10 protein-coding genes are annotated in these 14,518 nt (G+C 66.2%); 7 read left to right on the top strand and 3 right to left on the bottom strand.

Annotated elements, in window-relative coordinates; all coding sequences use genetic code 11:
* Nucleotides 1-21 precede the first annotated feature (21 nt).
* Nucleotides 22-918 carry an aldose 1-epimerase gene (locus J2848_RS03630; RefSeq protein ID WP_149233565.1) on the top strand — a complete coding sequence of 299 codons (897 nt, stop codon included), beginning with the start codon at nucleotides 22-24 and terminating at the stop codon, nucleotides 916-918.
* Nucleotides 919-948: 30 nt separating this feature from the next.
* Here the strand turns inward: J2848_RS03630 and J2848_RS03625 are convergent, their stop codons facing one another.
* Nucleotides 949-1,854 carry a LysR family transcriptional regulator gene (locus J2848_RS03625; RefSeq protein WP_149233566.1) on the bottom strand — a complete coding sequence of 302 codons (906 nt, stop codon included), beginning with the start codon at nucleotides 1,852-1,854 and terminating at the stop codon, nucleotides 949-951.
* Nucleotides 1,855-1,963: 109 nt separating this feature from the next.
* On the opposite strand from J2848_RS03625, the gene J2848_RS03620 reads away from it, so the two are divergent.
* Both J2848_RS03620 and J2848_RS03615 read left to right on the top strand, forming a co-directional pair.
* Nucleotides 1,964-2,287 carry a nuclear transport factor 2 family protein gene (locus tag J2848_RS03620; protein WP_149233567.1) on the top strand — a complete coding sequence of 108 codons (324 nt, stop codon included), beginning with the start codon at nucleotides 1,964-1,966 and terminating at the stop codon, nucleotides 2,285-2,287.
* Entirely contained in the window at nucleotides 2,284-3,063 is a 780-nt protein-coding gene (locus tag J2848_RS03615; RefSeq protein WP_149233568.1) for an SDR family oxidoreductase, read from the top strand. Before J2848_RS03620 ends, J2848_RS03615 begins: the two co-directional genes overlap by 4 nt.
* Before the next feature lie 28 nt (nucleotides 3,064-3,091).
* Here the strand turns inward: J2848_RS03615 and J2848_RS03610 are convergent, their stop codons facing one another.
* Nucleotides 3,092-3,949 carry a lysozyme inhibitor LprI family protein gene (locus J2848_RS03610; protein ID WP_149233569.1) on the bottom strand — a complete coding sequence of 286 codons (858 nt, stop codon included), beginning with the start codon at nucleotides 3,947-3,949 and terminating at the stop codon, nucleotides 3,092-3,094.
* Nucleotides 3,950-3,980: 31 nt separating this feature from the next.
* A complete protein-coding gene (locus J2848_RS03605; RefSeq protein WP_246194116.1) occupies nucleotides 3,981-4,922 on the bottom strand; it encodes a hypothetical protein in 942 nt (313 codons plus the stop codon).
* A 237-nt stretch (nucleotides 4,923-5,159) separates the two neighbouring features.
* On the opposite strand from J2848_RS03605, the gene J2848_RS03600 reads away from it, so the two are divergent.
* The 4 genes from J2848_RS03600 (at nucleotide 5,160) to J2848_RS03585 (ending at nucleotide 14,518) form a co-directional block, all read left to right on the top strand.
* Nucleotides 5,160-8,513 carry a transglutaminase family protein gene (locus tag J2848_RS03600; RefSeq protein WP_149233570.1) on the top strand — a complete coding sequence of 1,118 codons (3,354 nt, stop codon included), beginning with the start codon at nucleotides 5,160-5,162 and terminating at the stop codon, nucleotides 8,511-8,513.
* Between the two features lie 182 nt (nucleotides 8,514-8,695).
* Complete coding sequence (locus J2848_RS03595) at nucleotides 8,696-10,741, top strand: di-heme-cytochrome C peroxidase (protein ID WP_149233571.1); 2,046 nt, start codon at nucleotides 8,696-8,698, stop codon at nucleotides 10,739-10,741.
* Nucleotides 10,742-11,019: 278 nt separating this feature from the next.
* Nucleotides 11,020-13,581 carry a circularly permuted type 2 ATP-grasp protein gene (locus J2848_RS03590; RefSeq protein ID WP_149233572.1) on the top strand — a complete coding sequence of 854 codons (2,562 nt, stop codon included), beginning with the start codon at nucleotides 11,020-11,022 and terminating at the stop codon, nucleotides 13,579-13,581.
* Between the two features lie 4 nt (nucleotides 13,582-13,585).
* Nucleotides 13,586-14,518: a transglutaminase family protein gene (locus J2848_RS03585; RefSeq protein WP_149233573.1), complete on the top strand. Its 933-nt coding sequence runs from the start codon at nucleotides 13,586-13,588 to the stop codon at nucleotides 14,516-14,518.

Below are 14,518 nucleotides of genomic sequence, written 5' to 3'. Positions count from 1 at the left end.
CGCTGACGATGGGAGAAACGCATGATCCGGACCGGCACCATCATCGCGTTGCAGCACGGGCCGATGAGCCTCACCGCGACCCCGCACTGCGGCGGTTCGCTAGCGAGTTGGAGCCTGTCAACTCCCGACGGTCCGGTGGAGCTGTTCCGGCGGGCGTCCGATCGCGCGCTGGCAGGTGATTTCTCCCCGGACATGGCCTGCTTCCCGCTGGTGCCCTTTTCCAACCGCATCGGCGGTGGCCGCTTCGTCTTCCAGGGGCGGGAGGTGGTGCTGGCCACCGACCCCGGATCGCCGCACCGCATCCACGGTCATGGCTGGTCCAACCCATGGAGCGTGGAGGCCGCCACCGATGATGCCCTGCACATGAGCTTCAGCCACCGGGCGGACGACTGGCCCTGGAGCTACCGCGCGGCGCAGATGATTGGGCTCGACGGCGAGGGGCTGACCGTCACGCTGGACCTCGTCAACGAGTCGGACTGCGACATGCCGGCCGGGCTGGGGCTGCACCCCTATTTCGTCCGCACGCCGGGCACCCGCGTGACCGCCGATGTCCAGACGGTGTGGGAAAATGACGCGACCATCCTGCCCTGCCGCAACCGGCCGCTGCCCCCAGCTTGGAACTTTCGCCACGGCGTGACCATGGACCATGTGACGCTGGACAACGGCTTCACCGGTTGGAGCGGTTCGGCGGTACTGGAACGGCCGCAGGAGCGGCTGCGCCTGACCATGCTTGCCGACGGGCCGGTCGGACATCTGATCGTCTACGCCCCACCGGGCGAGCCCTATCTGTGCCTGGAGCCGGTCACCCACATGACCGATGCACTGAACCGCCCGCAGGAACCCGGCTCCGGCATCATCGCCCTTCCTGCGGGCGAACGGCTGTCGATTACTGTCCGCTTTCTGCTTTCAAGAACCTGATGTCCCCGCCACCACCTCGGACATCGAGGATCACGGAACCGGCTTGGCACCGAATTCGCGAGCCAAGCCGATGAACGCACTGAAGGCGGCGGAGGGGTTGCGCCGTCCCGGGTAGTAGAGGCAGAGCCCGGCTCGTGGCGGCGTCCAGTCGTCGAGCACGCGAATGAGACGGCCCGCCTCGATGTCGGTCCGCACGTCCTGTTCCATAAAGAAGCCCAATCCGATGCCTTCAAGGACGGCGATTCGCACAAGGCTGGCCTCGTCCAAGGTGATCGGTCCGTCGACATCAATCTGTGTCGCCTGTCCGTCCTTCTGGAACTGCCACCGGTAAAGGGCTCCGTTCGGCAGGCGAACTCGAATACAAGGATAATTCAGGAGGTCGGGCGGGACACGCGGCCTGTCACGCTTTCCGAAGAAGGCTGGAGATCCGACCACGGCATATCGCTGCGGGCGTCCGAGGGAAATCGCGATCATGTCGCTGGGCACGAGGTCCGCCACCCGCACGCCGAGATCAAAGCCCTCAGCGACGATATCCACCAGCCGCCCTTCGGTGACGAGGTCGATATGCACCTGTGGATGACGGCGGAGAAACTCCAGCACGAGCGGCGACAGGATCTCGCGTGCCGCCATGGCAAAGGCGTTGATGCGCAGCGTGCCCGACGGAATCGCCTGCTGCGACCGCACGGCATCCAGAGCACCGTGGATATCCTGCAACGCGGGACCGACCTGCTCGACGAATACGCGGCCTGCATCGGTGAGAGAGACGCTCCGCGTTGTCCGATTGAACAAACGGACACCTAGGCCCGCTTCGAGTTTTCCAATGGCATTGCTGAGCGCGGTCGTCGACATGCCCAAATCCAGAGCCGCGGCCCGAAAGGAGCCCCGACGGGCAATGGCAATGACCGCATCCAGATCATTCAGTTCAGGCCGATACATTGTCCCGTTTATCGGAATTCCACATTCCGTTTTATCCTGATTATCGGAACGTTTGTCCAGGCCTACGTTGGGGAGACGAAAGCCCCTACCGATCAGAAGGCACGGTGCAATGAAACTCCCCCCACCAATTCAGGACTACATCGACGCAGACGGGAGGAACGATGGTGCGGCTGTGATCGCCAGCTTCGCACCTGATGCAGTCGTGAAGGATGAAGGTCAGACCTACGTCGGCAGCATCGCAATCGGCACGTGGTGGCGCACATCCAAGTTCGCATACAAGCACAGTATCGAACCGTTCGAAATCATCGAGAAGAGTGATGTTATCGAACCTCTCGCAAAGGTGATGGGGCAATTCCCTGGCAGCCCTGCCACCATAACATTCGCATTTGAACTCGGAAGCAGTCGGATCACTGCGTTGGAGGTCAACCCATGACCCCGTTCATCACTCTCGACGGCAAGCGGGTACTGATCACCTCGGGCACGCGAGGCGCGGGTGCAGCAACGGTCGCCCTGTTTCGCGAACTCGGCGCCTTGGTACTGACCGTGGCCCGGTCCCGCCCGGACACGCTCGACAACAGGATGTTCGTCTCGGCCGACCTGACCACGCCGGAAGGGTGCGCAACACTCGCCGCCGCTGTACGGGAGCGTCTGGGCGGGGTCGACGTCATCGTTCACATGCTGGGCGGCTCGTCCGCCCCTGCAGGAGGCTTTGCAACGCTGGGCGATGCAGAATGGAGCAGGGAACTGAACCTCAATCTGATGCCGGCCGTCAGGCTCGACCGGGAACTCGTCCCGGCGATGGTGGCGCAAGGCCATGGAGTGGTCATCCATGTGACCTCGATCCAGCGTCAGCTGCCGTTGCCGGAGGCAACGACTGCCTACGCTGCCGCGAAGGCCGCGCTCTCGACCTACAGCAAGAGCCTGTCGAAGGAGGTTTCGCCCAAGGGCGTGCGTGTGGTGCGCGTCTCGCCCGGCTGGATCGAGACCGAGGCGGCGGTTCGGCTGGCGGAGCGGCTGGCGAGGGACGCCGGCACCGATTATGAAGGCGGCAAGCGGATCATCATGGACTCGCTTGGCGGCATTCCCATCGGCGGGCCTTCGAAGCCGGAAGATATCGCCAATCTGATTGCCTTTCTCGCGTCCGACCGTGCCAGAACCATAACCGGCACCGAATATGTCATCGATGGCGGTACCGTTCCCACCGCATAGCCCTTGCGTAACGCCCTCTTTAGCCGGGCTAGCGGCAGCGTACGAACTCCGCGGCGAAGGTCGCCGGCGGCTCCATGCGCAGCACCAGCCGGTCGAGGCGCGGCGAATCGGCGGGCAGAAGCCGCAGGATCGCCAGCGGGGCAGGCGTTCCCTCTGCTGAGCTGGCAGGCAGCAGCACCACCCCCTGTACCGGATCGCCATCGGCCGCCAGCGTTCCGTTCAGGGGGAACAGCGGTAGCCGTGAATCGACCGCATGCAGGGCACGGTCGGTCCCGATTTCCAGGTAGGAGCTGCGACAATCGTCTATGGCGGCGCGGTCGGTCGGATCGGCTTTGGCCCAGCGGCCGGCCAGCGTCGACAGCGCCACCTTGCGGTTGAACGCCGGCACATGCGGTTCGGGTGCGTCGAAGCGGCGGGCAGCGGCACCGGTGACCGACAGCGGCAGGTCGGCGATTGGGCGCGAGCGCGCCTGACGCTCCGTCTCCAGCGCCATCGTGCGCTGGCGGATGACGCGCAGCAGGCAATCGCTGCGCGTCTTGGTCGCCTTGGCGTCGGCAAGATCGGTCGTGCTCACCGGACAGGCTTCGTCCCGCCGCGCCCGCCAGACGGTTTGAGCGTCCTCGATCGCCGTGCGCCCGGTGTCGTCGGTGGTCGCCCCCAGCGCCGCCAGTGCCGCATCCAGCTGTGCGGCGGCCGCCGTCAGCTTCGGATCACGGCATGTCAGCTGCGCTGCCGGCGTCTCCGCCGCATCACAAACGGGCTCCGCGGGAGCCGACGCCTCGGGCGAAGGGGCGTCCGCCGGAGCCGACAGGGCCGGGACCGCGGTCAGCACCGCAAGCAGGGAGCCGGCAGCCAGAAAACCGCCAACCAGGGACAGGGCGCGCATCGCAGGAAACCTTGGATGAGGAAACGGAACGTCACGAAGCGGGGAAAGCCTCCAGCACGGACTTGACCTGACGCTGGAAATCCTGGTCGGTGCGATAGCGCGTCACGACCGACTTGTCACGTTCCACGAAAAACAGCATGTCGTCGCGGCTGGGCAGCATGCGCGGGTTGGGCTTGTCCAACAGTTCGCCGTTCCAGTCGATGCGCGCCATGAAATAGACCGCGCGTGCATAAAGCATGAACAACTTGTTGTCGGGCGCCAGTTTTTCCCGCCGCAGCAAAGCGAAATAATAATAGTTGCGGCCATGGAAATAGTTGGTGTGAATTGCCTGCAAAGCCGCGAATCGCTCGTCCGGATTGTTGACCTTCTTGATCTGCTTTTCCAGCCGAAAACCGGCGAAGAAATACTCGCGCGCCTCATGCTCGAAGGAGAAGGCGCTGCCTTTGATCAGCGCCATCTGCTCGCCATAACGCTTCAGCGCGCGGGTCATCAGCAGTTCGAGAAAGCGCCGCTCCGCCGCAAGCGTGTCGGGGATGTTCGGCATCATCTCGAACACATGGCGCAGGTGATAGGGGTGGCGCACGACGACGACCGGGACCGACAGCTTCCTTTTCTTCGCCGGCGCCCGCTTTTCCGCCACCAGCGTGACGGTGGGCGACAGCGACGCCATGGTGGCCTGGATCGTGTCGTACAGCTTCCAGCGCAGCCGGGTGTCGGCCGACTGGCTGCCCAGGTTCATCCGGGCCAGGAACCGTTTCACCCGGCTGCCGAACGTCTCCCTCGGCAGCTTGTGAGTCGGCAGGTTGGGAACGACCAGCGGATTGCCCAGGATGTCGGCCGGCGGCGGCAGCGGCTTGAAATTGAAATACTTTCCGGTGACGACGCCCCGTCCGGCGTCACCCATGCCGCCGGAACCGCGCCCGCCGGCCCCCTGGTTGCCGCCCATTAGTGAAGAAGCCGCCACCGACACCATCCAGACGCGAATCCCAGCCGCAGCGATACCCCGGTCGCTTAGGATATAATGGGTAACGCGAACGGAAGAAAGCCGCAGCGCGCGTCACAGGCAACTTCGTGACTTTTTCGCAACTGCGGTAGGATCGACGGCCAGGCACTCTGTCGGGGCGGATTTATCGGTGTTACCGTTGCAGCGGCGATCCTGGACCTAACCGGGGCGCGAACATCATCGAACAGGCATGAGGCGGGGTTTTCCATGGCGATCCACGTCGCGCTGAACCACAAGACGATCTATCGCTACGACCGGCCGGTGTCCCTCGGCCCGCAGATCATCCGGCTGCGCCCGGCGCCCCATTGCCGGACACCGATCCTCAGCTATTCCCTGAAGGTCACGCCCAAGCAGCATTTCCTGAACTGGCAGCAGGACCCGCAATCGAACTTCCAGGCCCGCTTCGTCTTCCCGGAAAAGACTCGCGAGTTCATCGTCGAGGTCGATCTGGTCGCCGAGATCGCCGCGATCAACCCGTTCGACTTCTTCCTGGAGGAGAAGGCGAACCATATCCCCTTCACCTACGACGGCTGGCTTGAGCGCGAGCTGCGTCCCTATCTGGAGACGGAGGAGCCGGGGCCGGAGCTGTCGGCCTACCTCAAGGACATCCCGCGGGACAAGACCCCGACCATCGACTTCCTGGTTGCGGTGAACCAGCGGCTGCAACAGGACATCGGCTACGTCATCCGGATGGAGCCGGGCATCCAGACCTGCGCGGAGACGCTGACCAAGCGCACCGGGTCCTGCCGCGATTCGGCATGGCTGCTGGTTCAGATCCTGCGCAATCTGGGCCTCGCCGCCCGTTTCGTCTCCGGCTACCTGATCCAGTTGACCGCCGATCAGAAGGCGCTGGACGGTCCGTCCGGTCCGGAAAGCGACTTCACCGACCTCCATGCCTGGACGGAGGTGTTCCTGCCCGGCGCCGGCTGGGTCGGGCTGGATCCGACCTCCGGTCTGCTGGCGGGCGAGGGCCACATTCCGTTGGCCTGCACGCCCGACGCCTCCTCTGCCGCTCCCATCTCCGGCATGGTCGACGAGGCGGAGGTCGAGTTCGGCCATGAGATGTCGGTCACCCGCATCTACGAGGCACCGCGCGTCACCAAGCCCTACAGCCCGCAGCAATGGACGGCGATCGAGGCGCTGGGCCATCGCGTCGACGAGGATCTGAAGGCCGGGGACGTTCGCCTGACCATGGGCGGCGAGCCGACCTTCGTGTCCATCGACGACATGGAGGGGGCCGAATGGAACACGACGGCACTCGGCCCGCAGAAGCGGAAGCTGGCCGCCGATCTGATCCACAGGCTGATGGCGCGGTTCGCACCCGGCGGACTGCTGCATTTCGGCCAGGGTAAATGGTATCCTGGCGAATCGCTGCCGCGCTGGGCGATGACCGTCTACTGGCGCCGCGACGGCGAGGCGCTGTGGGCCAACAGCGACCTGCTGGCGCGCGAGGACACCGATTACGGCCACACCGCCCAGGACGCCGGCGTCTTCCTGATGGCGCTGGCGAAGCGGCTGGGCCTCGACCCGAATCTGGTGCTCGGCGCCTATGAGGACCCCTGGCATTACCTGCGCAAGGAATCGCAGCTCCCCATCAATGTCGACCCGCTGGACAGCAAGCTGGAGGACAAGGAGGAGCGAGACCGCCTGGCCCGCGTCTTCACCCGCGGCCTGGCCGAGCCGGTGGGCTTCGCCTTGCCGATCAACCGCCGCATGACCCAGCAGGGTCCGATCTGGCTGTCCAGCACCTGGCCGTTGCGCCAGGAGAGGCTGCTGCTAATCCCCGGCGACAGCCCGGTCGGCTACCGCCTGCCCATCGGGTCGCTGCCCTGGGTATCGAAGGCCGACTATCCCTATAGCTGGGAGACCGACCCATTCGAGGAGCGCGGCCCTCTGCCGCCGCACCCCGTGCAACGCCGGCACGAAATCCGTGGTGCCGTCCAGGAATCCGACCGCGGCGTCCACACCGACAAGCGGATCGCCCAGCGCCAGCGCATCATGGCGGAAATCCGTGACGAATTGCCGGAAGAGGGCAAGTCGGCGTGGTGGATCGTCCGCACCGCCCTGACCTGCGAGGCGCGCAACGGGCGCCTGCACCTGTTCATGCCGCCGATGAGCACCCTGGAAGACTATCTGGCGATGCTGGCGGAGATCGAAGCGACGGCGGTCGAACTGGAGATGCCGGTGGTCATCGAAGGCTACCAGCCGCCGAAGGACCCGCGCCTGAACTCGCTGGCCGTCACTCCCGACCCGGGCGTGATCGAGGTGAACATCCACCCGGCCCATAGCTGGGACGATCTGGTGCGCAACACCATCACGCTGTACGAGGATGCCCGCCAGTCCCGCCTGGGGGCCGAGAAGTTCATGATCGACGGGCGCCATTGCGGCACCGGCGGCGGCAATCATGTGGTGATGGGCGGCGCCACCGCGGCCGACAGCCCCTTCCTGCGCCGGCCCGACCTGCTGCGCAGCCTGATCACCTTCTGGCAGAATCACCCTGCCCTGTCCTATGTCTTCTCCGGCCTGTTCATCGGTCCGACCAGTCAGGCTCCCCGTGTCGACGAGGCGCGCGACGACCAGCTCTATGAGCTGGAGATTGCCTTCAACCAGATCGATCAGGCGGCGGCGACCGGGAACTGTCCGCCCTGGCTGGTCGACCGGGTGCTGCGCAACCTGCTGGTCGACGTGCAGGGCAACACCCACCGGGCGGAGTTCTGCATCGACAAGCTCTATTCGCCGGACAGTTCCACCGGCCGCCTCGGCTTGGTCGAGTTCCGTGCCTTCGAGATGCCGCCTCATGCGGAGATGAGCCTGACCCAGCAGTTGCTGATGCGGGCGCTGGTCGCCCGCTTCTGGAAGCATCCCTACAAGGGCCGGCTGGTGCGCTGGGGTACGGATCTGCACGACCGCTTCATGCTGCCGCATTTCCTCCAGCAGGACATGGCCGACGTACTGCAGGACCTGCGCGACCACGGCTATCCGCTGGAGGACAGCTGGTTCGCGCCACACTTCAACTTCCGCTTCCCGGTCTACGGCCATGTCAGCCAGCGCGGCATCACCATGGAGCTGCGCATGGCTCTGGAGCCCTGGCATGTCCTGGGCGAGGAGCCGGGCGGCGGCGGCACGGTGCGTTATGTCGACAGCTCGGTGGAGCGGGTGCAGGTGCGCGTCACCGGCCTGATCGACGCCCGCCACGTCATCACCTGCAAAGGCCGGCGCGTTCCACTGATCCCAACCGGGGTTGAGGGCGAGTTCGTCGGCAGCGTACGTTACCGCGCGTGGCAGCCACCGTCCTGCCTGCATCCGACGATTCCCGTCCATACGCCGCTGATCTTCGACATCGTCGACAGCTGGGCCGGCCGGTCGATCGGTGGCTGCACCTATCACGTCATGCATCCGGGCGGGCGCAATTACGAGACCTTCCCGGTCAATGCCAACGAGGCGGAAGGACGCCGTCTGGCCCGCTTCTTCCCGTTCGGCCACACCCCCGGCCCGATGGATACCCCGGTGGAAGAACGCAACCCGCAGTTCCCGATGACCCTGGACCTGCGGCGCGGGTGAGGCGCCGGTAGCTTTCGGCTTCCCTTCCCCTCTCCTCCGGGAGAGGGGAAGCCCCTCATGACCACACCGTCATCTATTTTTCAGCGGTAAAACACGATAATGCTACACGCATAACGGTTATCCGCACTACCCTCCAAGGTCGAAGGCCAAAGCGCCATACACCAGATGAGGGAATGATGGGGATGAAGCTGCCCTTGTATGCCGCCCTGGCGGCCACTGCGCTGCTACTCAGCGCCTGTGCGGAGCCGCCGCAGCCGCCACGTCCGGTACCGGTGAAACCGCCGGTTCAGGTCAACGGACTGTGGTACCTGGACCAGGGGTGGTCGGAAGAAGCCCGGCAGTGGTATTACAACACCACCCAGGGTTCGCAGATCATGCGCTATGACTGGTTCATGGCGCTGGAGGATCCGCAGACCAAGCAGCCCTTCGTCAAGAGCATCACCCGCTACGGCTATGCCGCCGGCACCCCCGGCAGTTGGAACCCCGATCTGCTGCCGGTCGGCTTCGTCAAGGACACCGACCCCGACAAGACCACCTGGTTCGGCATGACCTGCGCCGCCTGCCACACCGGCGACGTGACGGTCAACGGCAAGACGATGCGCATCGATGGCGCCGTCACGACCGGCGACCTCTATGGCTTCATCAGCGGCCTGAGCAACGCGGTCCACGCCACCGTCGCCAGCGATGCGGCCTTCCAGCCCTTTGCCACCCGCGTGCTGGGCGCCACCGCGACCGACCAGCAGAAGCTGGCGCTCTATGACCAGCTGACAGCCTTCGACAAGACTTTCGCCGCCTTCGTTGCGGCCAGCACCCCGGATACGCCCTGGGGATCGATGCGGACCGACGCTTTCGGCATGATCTTCAACCGGGTGTCGGCCATCGACCTGAACCTGCCGAAGAACAACCGCGCGCCGAACGCCCCGGTCAGCTATCCTTTCCTGTGGGATGCGCCCCATCAGCCGCGGGTGCAGTGGAACGGCCTGCTGCCGAACGCCACCGCCTTCGACGCGCTGGGCCGCAACGCCGGCGAGGTTCTCGGCGTGTTCGGCAAGGTGACGCTGAAGCCGCCGGCCGACGCCGCGCACTATTATTACAACTCGACGGTCCGCGGCCGGAATCTGGTCGACATGGAAAACCAGCTGCGCAAGCTGCGGTCGCCCGTGTGGCCGGACAGCCTCGCCGGCAATGTCGATATCGTCAAGGCGGCGGCCGGCGAGCCGATCTATAAGGAAAACTGCGAGAGCTGCCACGCCATCCTGCCGCGCGGCGAGACCTACACCACCGCCCCGATCCAGATGGTGCCGCTGTTCAACTGGGCGCAGCCGGACAACGCCAAGGCGGTGATCGCGGCCTTCGGCACGATCTGCACCAAGGGTGTCGACGCCGCCGTCGCCGCCAAGATGGTCACCGTCAACTATGGCGCCGATCCGAAGATGGCGGTCGACGCGCTCTGCCGTCAGGTCGACACCGGCGCCATCGCCAATGTCGCCATGCCGCCGCAACTGCTGGGTGGCAAGCCACTGAAGAATCCGGATCTGGCGGCGAACCTGCTGTCCAATGCGGTGATCGGCGCCATCTTCGGCGATCTGGTGCGTGAACCGGGCCTGCTGCTCGACCTGCTGAAGGGCGACAATGCTCCGGCGCCGTGGCTGACCGCCAGCGCACCCGCCGGCTGGTCGCCGGAGTCGCTGACGAAGGGCGGCACGCTCGACACCACGCCCTTCGTGAAGCAGGGTGCCAAGATGACCGCCGACCACCAGAAGGTGATCGCCGCCCTGACCGGCCGTGGCCAGACCAAGCCGACCGTCGGCGCCGTTCCGGCCGGCGGCAGTGCGACGAAGGCGCAGGCGAAGGCCGCCGTTTCTGCCGCTCCGGCGACGGGCGGGGCGACCTCCGACGAGGAGGCTCTGGCCGCCACCATCAAACAGCTGCTGGCCTACAAGGCCCGTCCGCTGGACGGCGTTTGGGCGACGGCGCCTTTCATGCACAACGGCTCGGTCCCCAACCTGTATGAGATGCTGCTGCCGGTGTCCCAGCGGTCGGCGACCTTCCGCATGGGCAGCACCGCCATCGACCCGGTCAAGGTCGGCGTGGATTCGTCCGCCGCGGGTGCCACCTTCGTCTACGACACGACGAAGCCCGGCAACCACAACACCGGTCACGAGTTTGGTGCCAGCCTGACCGACACGCAGCGCTGGCAGTTGCTGGAATACCTGAAGACGCTCTGACGGCTTCCGATATCCCGGCAATTTCCGGCAAGCCGGAGCGTCGCCTCGCGCGACGCTCCGGTTTTTTCGTTTCAAGACATCGGTCTCCGATCCGTCCGCCCGCAACAGGATCGCCACGGAATCTTTCCTCTTTCGGATGGATCATGCGGCCGGCGGCCTTGCATCGCCGGGCAGGGACGTTCAGACTGTTGCTTCCTTCATAGGCAATACGCACCAGCCCGACCTTGTCCCAGCCCGATCAGCCATTCCGCGCGCCGGCATCCGTGGTCCCATCCGGGATGCCGCCGGTCCCCTTCACCCAGGGATCGCTGTTCGGCGAGGCCGACGCCATCGGCTATGGCTCCGGACAGGTCTATGACGAGATGGTGAACGGCCAGGGCCGGCTGCGGCCGCACTGGCAGACCTTCATGAGCACGCTGGGTCCGCTCGACGCCGAACAGATGGCGCAGCGCTGGGAGGAGGCGCGGCGGCTGCTGCACCAGAACGGCGTCACCTACAACATCTACGGCGATCCAAACGGGATGGAGCGACCCTGGCCACTCGACATGATGCCGCTTCTGTTGCCGGCGCATGAGTGGAAGGCCATCGAATCGGGGCTGATCCAGCGAGCCTCGCTGCTGAACGCCATCCTGACCGACATCTACGGGCCGCAGACGTTGACCCGCTACGGCCGGCTACCGCCGTCGGTGATCCATGCCGACCCGGGTTTCCGCCGGGCGGTCCACGGCATCCGCGTACCGAACGACGTTCATCTGCATTTCTACGCCGTCGACCTCGCCCGCGCGCCCGATGGGCGCTGGTGGGTGCTGTCCGACCGTACCCAGGCACCGAGCGGCAGCGGCTATGCGCTGGAAAACCGCGCGGTGATCGCCAAGGTGCTGCCCGACAGCTTCCGCCATTGCCAAGTGGAGCGGCTGACCGGCTTCTTCGACACCTTCAAGGAAACGCTGCTGTCCATCGCGCCGCGGAACGGCACCGTCGGCACTGGCCGTTTGCCGCGCGTGGTGCTGCTGACTCCCGGGCCCTACAACGAAACCTATTTCGAGCACGTCTATCTCGCCCGCTACCTCGGCCTGACGCTGGTGGAGGGGGCGGACCTCACGGTGCGCGACCGGACGGTCTATCTGAAGACCCTGTCTGGCCTGGAGCAGGTGGATGTGATCCTGCGCCGGCTCGACGCCGATTTCGCCGACCCGCTGGAGATGCGCGCCGACAGCTCGCTCGGCGTCGCCGGGCTGATCGAAGCGGTGCGGGCCGGCAATGTGGTGATGGCCAACGCACTGGGCTCCGGCCTGATGGAATCGATGGCGATGAAGTCGTCGCTGCCGACGCTCTGCCGCCATCTGCTGGGAGAAGAGCTGCGGCTGCCCGGCGTCGCCAGCTGGTGGTGCGGCAACGATGCGGAGCGCGCCTACGTCATCGACCATCTTGACGGCCTGGTCGTCAAGCCGGCCTTCCCGTCGCTGTCCTTCGAACCGATCTTCGGCGCCCAGCTGTCCGCCGCCGAACGTTCCGCCCTCGTCGAGCGGATCAAGCGTCGCCCGTGGTATTTCGTGGCGCAGGAGCAGATGGCGCTCTCCACCGCCCCGGTCTGGCAGGACGGACGGCTTCAGCCGCGCCCCCTGGTGTTGCGCGCCTTCCTCTGCGCCACCCCCAATGGCGGCTATGCGGTGATGCCCGGCGGTCTGACCCGCGTGTCCAGCGAGTCGGGCCGTCTGGTCGTGTCGATGCAGAGCGGCGGCGGCAGCAAGGACACCTGGATCCTGGCGCCGCGGCGTGCCGACGTGACCTCGACCCAGCCGCGTCCGGCACTGGCGACGGAGCCTACGGCCAGCGGGGCCCGTCCTTCCGCCAACGACCTGCCCAGCCGCGTCGCCGACGGGCTCTATTGGCTTGGCCGCTATGCCGAACGGGCCGAAGGGGCGCTGCGCCTGCTGCGTGCGACGCAGAGCCGGCTGATCGACAGCAACATGCCGGGCGCCACCTTGCAGCTGCGTCCGCTGCTCGACCTGCTCTGCTCGCTCGCCATGATCCCGGCGGAGATGGCGCGGGTGACGGAGAGCAGTGCCAACCGCGGCCTGCGCGAGGCGCTGCACGCGGCGGTGACCGACCCGGACCACCCCAACAGCCTGCGTTCCCAGGTTCTGCGCCTGCACCGCACCGCCTATTCGGTGCGCGACCGCCTGTCGATGGACATGTGGCGGGTGGTGTCGGCGATCGACCGCCAGACCCAGCCGCCCAAGGGGCGGATGGACGCAGCCTCTCTGCTGCTGCGGCTGGACGACGTGATGATCACGCTCGCCGCCTTCTCGGGGCTTGAGCAGGAAAGCATGACCCGGGGCGCCGGCTGGCGCTTCCTCGACATCGGCCGGCGGATCGAGCGGTCGCTGCATATGGTGGCGCTGATGCGCGGGGTCCATGTCGCCGATCTCGACCGCCAGGAAGAGCCGATGCAGGCCGCCACCCTATCGGTGCTGCTGGAACTGGGTGAGAGCGTGATGACCTACCGCTCGCGCCACCTGACCAGCGTGCTGCGCCTCCCCGTACTGGACCTGCTGCTGGGGGAGGAGGCCAACCCCCGAGCGCTGGCCTTCCAGCTGGCCGCACTCGACCGGCACATGCGGGCGCTGCCCAGCCAGGGTGTCGGCACAGGTACGGACCCGACTGGCGGCGCGCTGGCCATCGTCGCCGCTGCGCGCAACAGCTTGGAGCGCACCGACGCCATGGCCTCCAGCGAGGCATTGCGGACGCTGCTGGACACATTGGCGATGACGCTGCCGGACGTGTCGAATTTCCTGGCGCATGCCTATTTCAGCCATGCCTTCGCAAGATCGGCCTGACGCGATGACGCCTCCGCCTTCCGTTCCCACCTCCAGCAGCAGCGGTCTTTCCACCCGCTATCGCGTGCGCCACGCCACCGCCTACGACTATGGCGAGGATGTGCCGATCTCCCACCATCTGCTGCACCTGACGGCCCGGCCGCATCCGCGCCAGCGCATCCGGCGCAGCCTGTTGACCATCGATCCAATCCCGGCGGTGCGGACGGAACGGGTGGACTATTTCGGCAACACCGTTACCTATGTCACCGTGCAGGAGCCGCACCGGACCTTCTCCGTGATCGCCGAAAGCGAGGTGGAGGTGTTCGAACCGCCAGCACTGAAGCCGGAGGACTCGCTGCCTTGGGAGCATGTGCGCGACAGCCTGCGCGGCCTGTCCGGGCCGGATGACGGGGCGGAGATCACGCAATACTGCTTCGACAGCGCGCTCGTGGCCTCCAGCCCGGATCTGCTGGACTATGTCCGGGGCAGCTTCATGCCGGGCCGCCCGGTGGTAGCGGCGGCCATCGACCTGATGAACCGCATCAATCGTGAATTCGCCTTCGATCCGACGGCGACCACGGTGGCAACGCCGCTGGCGGCCGTGATGCGCAACCGCCGCGGCGTCTGCCAGGACTTCGCCCACATCGCCGTTGGCTGCGTCCGCGCCATCGGTCTGCCGGCACGCTATGTGTCGGGCTATCTGCGCACCCTGCCGCCCCCGGGCAAGCCGCGGCTGGTGGGCGCCGACGTCAGCCATGCCTGGGCGTCGGTCTGGTGTGGGGCAGCCGCCGGCTGGCTCGACATCTGCCCGACCAACGCCTGCGTTGCGAACCGCGACTTCATCACCGTGGCCTGGGGGCGCGATTACGACGATGTCAGCCCGGCCCGCGGCGTGCTGCTGGGCGGGGCCGGCCATGGACTGACCGTCAGCGTGGATGTCGAACCGCTGGAGGATTGA

It is taken from the genome of Azospirillum lipoferum, from assembly GCF_024170005.1.
GTDB classification, from domain to species: Bacteria; Pseudomonadota; Alphaproteobacteria; order Azospirillales; family Azospirillaceae; genus Azospirillum; species Azospirillum lipoferum.
The sequence above is the reverse complement of the archived record's forward strand: the minus strand, read 5'-3'. Positions and strand labels throughout refer to the sequence as shown.